This window comes from Bacteroidales bacterium (assembly GCA_018334875.1).
Classification (GTDB): Bacteria; Bacteroidota; Bacteroidia; order Bacteroidales; family UBA12077; genus JAGXLC01.
In genome coordinates this window covers 1-6569 of sequence record JAGXLC010000230.1, presented here as the reverse complement: position 1 = coordinate 6569, position 6569 = coordinate 1, and the positions used below count along the sequence as shown (strand labels likewise).

At 47.3% G+C, this 6569-nt stretch carries 3 protein-coding genes; all 3 read right to left on the bottom strand.

Going from position 1 to position 6569, the window contains the following annotated elements; all coding sequences use genetic code 11:
• The coding region (locus KGY70_15020; GenBank protein MBS3776506.1) for an alpha-L-rhamnosidase N-terminal domain-containing protein at positions 1-4001 on the bottom strand (4001 nt) is incomplete at its 3' end.
• Between the two features lie 214 nt (positions 4002-4215).
• Positions 4216-5484 (bottom strand): L-rhamnose isomerase, encoded by a 1269-nt coding sequence (locus tag KGY70_15015; protein ID MBS3776505.1) that lies wholly within the window; start codon positions 5482-5484, stop codon positions 4216-4218.
• Positions 5485-5643: 159 nt separating this feature from the next.
• Positions 5644-6569, bottom strand: a 926-nt coding sequence (locus tag KGY70_15010) for a hypothetical protein (protein MBS3776504.1), incomplete at its 5' end; no start/stop codon positions are given.

Below are 6569 nucleotides of genomic sequence, written 5' to 3'. Positions count from 1 at the left end.
GCCGATTCACCGTTCACCAAAACTTTCGCAGCTACCAGTACTTTTCCCAAATCAAGTTCAATTTGTTTTTCAGCCTCTTCACGGGTAAATTCAACCTTCTGAGAATAAACTCCAATGCCGGAATAGGTTGGCAAGGCATAATCAGCCCATTTTCCTGTCTGAATCAATCCTTCTTCCAAAGTCAGGCTCGGCGGGTTTGAAAAAGCTGCACCCGCATATTCTCCCTGGTCCATATCCAGACGAAGAGCGACAGTGGAAACTTTTACCGGTGGTTCGCTGATCCGGATCACCCCATTCCGCACCGGCACATCCTGACCGTTTACCCAAGCCCGGCCCTTGACATTGCAATGCAGATCCACTTTACTCAAACCTGGGGGAGCTTCGAATCGATACCATCCAACTCGCCTAGCATCGCGGGGTTTGACATCATAAACCACCTGAGGCCCTTCCTTAAACACTTGCAAATAGGGGGAGGACAAATTTACCGAGAGCGGTCGCTGGGGTGTGGTAACAGTTCTGAGGTTCGCCAGCAACCCGTCACCCCATGGATCATCACCCATCTGGCCCTTGACTGTCACTGGCTGCCATTCGCCGGCATCAAATTGTACTTCCTGCCAACCGTCATATTCTTCAGTTGTAGCTTTCCAGTTATTATCCGTCACCAGGGTCTCCTCTGTTCCGTCCGGCGTACGGTATTTTATGGCCATTGCTACAGCCCTGTTTCCGGCAGGTATCCCGGATTGGTGATGCTGGCCGGCATAAAATTGCCCCCAAATAGCAATGGTGTTTTTGCCTTCCCGAAGATGAGAGGTTATATTGAACAATTCGGGCTGATCCCAGTGAGCCCAGGGGCCAATTTCTTCCTCGACTTTCTCCCCGTTGATAAATAACTGATATCCGGTATAAGCCGTAATGGCAAGTCTGGCCTCCTGGGGTCTTTGATCAAGAGTGAACGTTTTTCGAAAATAACTGGCATCTGTGTTACCATGCCATATCCAATGGGCATCTGTAAAATCAGGCATCACCACACCCTCACTTGCTTCCTCCAGGGAAGTTGCTGATGGCGGTGCATCCTGTACGTAGAGCATTCCACGGCCACCATCGGGAACATCCAAAAGTACCGTATTCACACCTTCCTGCAAAGGTAAATTGCCAACCGCCCCTTCTACGGGTTGTTGCTCACCATTTACCCACAATTTCGGCCGGGAATTACGCAGGGCAATATGGAGGCCCACCCGTTGCCTTTTTGGCGAGCGTATGCGTGTGAATAAAATCTTACGTCCCTCCGGAAGATCAATAAAATCCTTATCCATATGGCCATCAGGATAGCCAGAGTGGCCTCCCCAGCCAACAGGCCGGCCCCGTCCAATGGTTTTTGAAAAGGTGACTTCTTCCCATTCCAAGGATTGACGCGGAAGGGAGACTTTTTCCCCCGTAGCTATGTTTTCCGTCTCATTCCTCACTTTAGGAATGATCTCTGCCTCTTCCGGTACCGAAGTAAGGCTTAGCCAATGCGGGCCCATGCTATAAATGGTTTTGCTCCAACGCTTATCATTAAAACCGGGCCGGTGCCATCCTTGCTTCGTACCCGGTGTATCACCTTCTTCGCGATAGCGTAACTGCCGGATCTCCGGACCAATCTTATCCTCCGACGGGGGCCAGCGAAATTCTCCCCACTGGTTATCACGGGTGGGAATCACAGAAAATTCCCAATCCTCTGATAACGATTTTTTTTCTCCACGGGCAAAAGCTGACGGATTTTTTCCTTCCTGAAGTTTACCGGGGCGCACAACCACCAATGTCGCTGTATTGCCGCGGATGCTCTGGGTAATGTGTGTATATCCGTCTTTACGGTGGAAAGCATCAACAGGTTCGGCATTGCCTGTCATAGGACCCCAGCGCTCCGGAACCCCATCCGCGCGAAGTCTGGCCTGGAGTGTCATTGCTTCCTGCTGAGTATTCTGAAAAAGATAAATATCCGTCTCTCCTACCCGTCGGTGAGCCATAAAGACATCTCCTCCGTTGGTAATAACATCCCTTGATATGTGGGTGGTTAACAGGGCTGGAATCTTCTCCGCAACAGCAGGCAGGAAAACCGCCTCGCCCCCGGAATCAAACTGATGAACAGTGGAGCGCGTTTGAGAAAGCCCCTCCGGGCTGCTACCAAATAATCGGGACAGAAGCGAAGCAAGAGCAGGATCATCACGGCCAGCTTCCGTTGAATGGGTGGGAAGTTCCCCGTAAAAAATGACCGTTCCGCCACTATTTGCCAACTTCAGGGATTTTTCGATAACCGAGCGTCGAACGGTCTCCTCTGGTCCGAACACCAGGGCCTGGTAATTATTGCCTCCGACCTTAAGGGTGCCATTCTGAATTTCACCCCTTAGAATGGAATGATCATCAATGATGTCATTATCCATTCCCTCGTTATAAATTGTCCGCGATAAATCCATGTAAGTATTATAATCGGGGCCGGACTCCCCGGGGGTTGTTTCAGCCAGGAGGCTTACCACCGGATAATGAACCGCCACATCCACCACATGGTTGCCCTGGGACATCAGGTAGCTCATTCTTGAAACCCATTCGGACAGGTGATTGTAATAGCGCCAGTAAGGTTGCCGCCAATGAGGGTCCGGTGCTGCATGTTCCCACGTGCTTGCATTGGTTGAATAGTAGAGACCATGTTCATCATAGAGGTTGGCTCCAAAAGCATAATTAGCCGTGAGCCAGTCCATGGTCTGTTCGGTTGTGCGACCCCATCCGGAGCTGTGAAAGGCTTCGTCCCACACCCGGGATCGGTCATATAAGCGTGCAATCGAAGCGGCAATTTTGGTATCATAATAATTGCGCTCCTTTATGGGGCGCAGCCCGGAATCATCGAAACCAGGAGCAGAAAACCAGCGTTGGGTGCGGAAATAATCGATATATCCCTGGCTCTGTCTGTAAATATTATTTCGTCCCCAGTTGTCATGACTGAAAAGAATTCCCCGATCCTCGGTCCAGTCAAACACGCGTTGCCAGTAAGTCTCCTCTATTAGCTCCAGGTAAGTATCATAAAAATCAAGGCGGTATTTGGGGGTTTTCTTGCCCACGTCAAAATGAAGGGCGGGAATGGCTTTCCCAATCTCATAACCGTTACGCTCGCGGAATAACTCTGCGAGCTCTTCAGTATACAGATCCCTTGGGGTGGGAGGATGCTCATCCTGAAACACACCGGCAAAACTGGAGCCCATCGACTCGTTCCCTACCCTTTGTTCAATCTCTCCATATAACATATTCAGAAATGTATCGGTCGCTGCTTCCTGCAGGTAAAATCCCTTAAAAGGACTCACAACGGATATGGCGATTTTCCACCCTCCTGAGGGAGCTTCCCATTTCAGCATTCCATCATCCACCATGGGGGTAAGATCATGAACTGTTGGCTCACCAGCTTGGCCTGCCTCCATCTCATAAGCAACGGCGTCAAGCAATTCACCTGACGGCAGATCAAGGGTTATTGTAGCATCGCCGTCAACTTCCCTGCTGATAAATTCAATCTGTTTTACAGGAGAATCCTTGATTTTAGCGGCTGCTTTTTCCAGCCACCCGTAATGGCCGTAACCAACCTGATCATAAGCCCATAGTGACATACCCAACCGTTTGCATTCTTTATGTGCATATTCCAGCATATCCCACCACTCGGGACTGAACGATTTGGGATCACAGCGCCCCGGGGAACGCTGGATCGGACAAACGGACTTAACGCCTTGTTCAGCCAAAGTCTCAAGCTGCCAAGTAATGCGTTCTTTGCTCAGTGGCGCCCCTTCCCACCACCACAGCGGCACTTCTCCCCACCTGGCAGGATCCGGATCCTGAAATCCTTCCTTCAACTGCTCATAAGATTCCGGTTCATCAGCTTTTAAGGCATGCGGGCTTATAAAAAAGATGAATATCACGGATAAAGAAAAGGTGATGATAAACAGTGAGGCTAATTTCCTTAGATTTAATCTAGATAAACTCATAAGTTAGTCTCTTAATAAATTGTTTAAAGGATGAGTCTGTCCATAAAGTCAAAAGACCTTTCAAATTCGTATAAATTACCTCTGTGTTACTCCATATTTGTTCTCCGTGGAACTCTGTGGTTCAAACATATAATATCAACCACTGAGGAACACAAAGGAAATCACGAAAGAACATGTAGGACTTTATGGACAAACTCATTTCCATAAACATGTACTAGCGCTTGGACAACACTTCCTTCTCGTATTGCTGGATGCTGGTAATATAATCCTCGCTTACCGGAACATCATTGCTCAGGCAATAGTAGTCCCATACAGCGCCAAATGGCTTGGACTTCAACAGCTCAAGCATGGCGAGCCGTTCAAAATAATTTTCATTTTCCTCATATTGTCTTAGCTTATCGGTAGGCTCAAGCAATGCAAACAGGAATGCCTGTTGGGCTGCACGGGTGCCGATAACATAGGCTCCGATACGGTTGATGCTGCCATCGAAAAAGTCAAGCCCTACATTGACCCGGTTCAAAGCATCAGCACGTATTGTCTCCTGGGCAATTTGCCGTACATCCTCATTCAGGGTAACCACATGGTCGCTGTCCCATCTCACTCCCCGGGTAACATGGAGCATCAGTTCATCAACAAAAAGCAAAGCAGCCGATATTTTATCTCCCACTTCCTCAGTTGGATGGTAATGTCCGTTATCCAGGCATATTAATTTGTTGTTCGTTGCAGCATATGGCAGATAAAAATCGTATGAACCCACGGTCATAGCCTCTGCACCGATACCAAATAATTTACTTTCAATGGAGTCTTTCAAATGTTCTCTGGGGTAGTCTTCCGAAAAAATTTCGTCAAGTGATTCTTTCAGAAGCTTGCGATGGGTATATCTGTCAATCGGTGTGTCTTTTGATCCGTCGGGAATCCAAAGGTTGTGTATGGAAGGTATGCCGGTTTGTTCTCCCATGGCTGCACCTATTTTTCTGCATTGTTTGATGTGCTTGATCCAGAATTTTCTGATTTCCTCATTCTTGCTGGAAATGGTAAAGCCGCCGTCGGCTTTTGGGTGAGAAAAACAGGTACAATTGAAATCCAGGCCAATGCCTCGCTCTTTCGCCCAGTCAATCCATCCCTGGAAATGTTCAACATCAATTTGATCGCGGTCTACCAATTTACCCCCAAAATCTCCGTAAATAGCATGGATGTTTATTTTCTGTTTGCCAGGTAACAGAGACATGGCTTTGTCCAAGTCCTGACGGACCTCTTCCAAACTCCTTGCTTTACCGGGATAATTGCCCGTTACCTGTATTCCGCCTCCTTCCAGCTCGGATTCAGGGGTTTCAAAACCACCCACGTCATCGGTCTGCCAGCAATGCATACTGACCTGAAGGTCTCTGAGTTTCTCAAGGGCCTGATCGGTATCCACGCCCAATTCCTTGTACTGCTGTTTGGCAATTTCATATGCCTTTTTGATGTTATCGGTATTACTCATAATTAATAGTTTTTAATTAATATTTCTTATTCAGATAGTTATTTAAAAAAGTATGTGTAAAAAATCGTATTTTCAAACATTTTTATCGTTATAAATTTATTAAATCTTTAGCATCATACAATCTTTAATGATATAAATTCATTGAAATCGGCTTACATCTTACTGTTTATACCCGGAAATTTTAAACCGGTATGAACCGGAAACAATATCAAGTTCAAAACACTCTTCCTGTTCACGGATTGTATTGAGCCCATCGACCTGACCGGCAGATTGTCCATCTTTCCAAATAATGTTTCCCGATTCGGTTACTTTGAATGGTCCGCTTAATGACCCTTTGGGAATACGCACTTTGGCCGAACTGTTTCCGGGTACAGTAACATTAAAGATAACGGATTCCCCTTGTTTCTTCCATGATGAGGCAACTTTTCCACGAATGGTCCGGGTTGAAGCTTTTCCAAAATCCAGATCTCCAACTATTTTAGGAGATATACTCATTTCTTTATAACCCGGACTGGCGGGACGAATGCCTCCGATGTCCTTATAGAAAAACTCGTCGATACTTCCAAACATGATGTGGTTCAGGGAGTTCATGTCCGCATCGAAGTAGCGGTATCCGCCCCAGCGTTCCCAAAGGGTCGTGGCTCCTTTGGCAATCATATAGCCCCAGCTCGGAAATTCGGTGTTGGTAGCAAGGTCATAAAGCAATTCATCCTTGCCAAATTGGGGCAAGGCCTGAACCAATGCCTTAGTCCCGATAATACCGGTCTGAATGTATCCATTGTCTTCAACACGGATCTGTTCTGACAGGCTATTGGCCACTCTATCCTCAATGTCTTCAGGTACTATTCCCAAATAAAGTGGAAATGCATTGCTGGTTTGAGAGCCGGAGCCATAGCTATAATCCTCTTTATTCAAAAAGGTATCATTGAAAGCCTCCTTGATATGGCCGGCAAGCTGACTATACTCCTGCTCTTTCTCCGATTTGTCCAAGACATCCGCCAGTTGCCTCATAATCCGGGCGCTCTCATAATAATAGCCTGTGGAGGTGATAGGTACCGAACCATCCCGGGGTTCGTAGGCCAAAC

Bases quoted from the DNA above. Each gene is read 5' to 3' on its own strand.
- KGY70_15015 (MBS3776505.1), bottom strand. From the start codon at position 5,484: ATGAGTAATACCGATAACATCAAAAAGGCATATGAAATTGCCAAACAG.